We start from the raw sequence: 1,594 nt of genomic DNA on the forward strand, positions 1-1,594 counted from the left end.
GCGTCACCACATGTCATCCACTGCCACGTCGACGAAGAATGGGGCCAAGCAGGTGAACTCGCGCGGCCGCGTGATCGTCGCCAGCCTGATCGGCACCACCGTTGAGTTCTACGACTTTTATGTCTACGCCACAGCCGCCGTGCTGGTTTTCCCGAAGCTCTTCTTCCCGGGCCAGAACGAGACCACCCAGCTGCTCAGCTCTTTCGCCGTCTTCGGCGTCGCCTTCGTCGCGCGCCCGCTCGGCTCGATCGTCTTCGGCCACTTCGGTGACAAGTTCGGCCGCAAGGGCACCCTCGTCGCCTCCCTGCTGACGATGGGTGTTGCCACCTTCCTGATCGGCTGCCTGCCCACCGCCTTGGTTCCGGGCTGGGAGTTCTGGGCGCCGGCGCTGCTGGTCGTCATGCGCTTTGCCCAGGGCCTGGCCCTCGGCGGTGAATGGAGCGGCGCGGCCCTGCTGGCCACCGAGAACGCCCCGGCCAACAAGCGCGCCATCTACGGCACGTTCCCTCAGCTCGGTGCGCCGATCGGCTTCATCATCGCCAACGTGCTGTTCCTGGTCTTCAGCTACGCCCTCACTCCTGCGGCATTCATGGAGTGGGGCTGGCGGGTGCCGTTCCTGGTCAGCGCGGTCATGGTGATCATCGGCCTCTACGTACGCCTCAAGCTGATTGAAACCCCGGCCTTCACCAAGGTCCTGCAGTCCAACGAGGTCGCCAAGCTGCCTGTCGGCCGCGTCTTCAAGACCAGCTGGCGTCCGCTGATCCTGGGCACGTTCATCATGCTGGCCACCTACGTGCTCTTCTACCTGATGACCACGTTTACGCTGACCTACGGCACCAAGCCGACCCTGGCAGGGGCGCAGGCTGCTGCCGAGAAGGCCGGCAAGCCGATGACGGACGCGGCAGCCGCCGCCTTCGTCCCAGGGCTCGGCTTCACGCGCAACGACTTCCTGTGGATGCTGATTGCCGGCGTCGTATTCTTCGGCATCTTTACCCTCGTGTCCGGCCCGCTGGCGGAAAAGTACGGCCGCCGCAAGATGCTGATGAGCGTGACCGCAGGCATTTTCGTCTTCGGCCTGCTGTTCGTCCCGCTGTTCAGCGGCGGCTTCGTCGGAACCATGGGCCTGCTGATCCTCGGCTTCAGCCTGATGGGCCTGACGTTCGGACCGATGGGCGCGATCCTGCCGGAACTGTTCCCGACCAACGTCCGGTACACGGGCTCGGCCATCAGCTACAACGTCTCCAGCATCCTGGGTGCGGCCGTGGCTCCGTTCATCGCCGTCTGGCTCTGGGAGATGGCCAAGGGCAGCCCGGTGCTGGTGGGTGTCTACCTCAGCGTGATGTCCGTGCTGACCCTGATCGCCCTGTTCGTGAGCAAGGAAACCAAGAACGTCGACTTCGAGAACAACGTGGCCTGACGCTCCAAGCCGTTTCTTGACCAGGAATGCCCGGCGTGTTCGCGGAACACGCCGGGCATTCCTGCGTCACGACGCTCCCGCAGATCTGGCGTGCTCTGGCCCGACGCTCCCTCAGCTCTCGCGCGGTTTGGCACGACGCTCCCGCARCTCTCGCGCGGTTTGGCACGACTCTCCCGC

Annotated in this window: 1 protein-coding gene; it reads left to right on the top strand. The window is 64.8% G+C overall.

From position 1 onward, the window contains the following. Nucleotides 1-10 precede the first annotated feature (10 nt). A complete protein-coding gene (locus tag AB4Y86_RS18620; RefSeq protein ID WP_441403620.1) occupies nt 11-1,417 on the top strand; it encodes an MFS transporter in 1,407 nt (468 codons plus the stop codon). The last annotated feature ends 177 nt before the right edge of the window (nt 1,418-1,594 follow it).

The sequence above is a fragment of the Arthrobacter sp. 2YAF22_2 genome (assembly GCF_052114645.1).
Classification (GTDB): Bacteria; Actinomycetota; Actinomycetes; order Actinomycetales; family Micrococcaceae; genus Arthrobacter.

Coding starts and splice junctions, on each gene's coding strand:
- AB4Y86_RS18620 (WP_441403620.1), top strand. CDS start 11: ATGTCATCCACTGCCACGTCGACGAAGAATGGGGCCAAGCAGGTGAAC.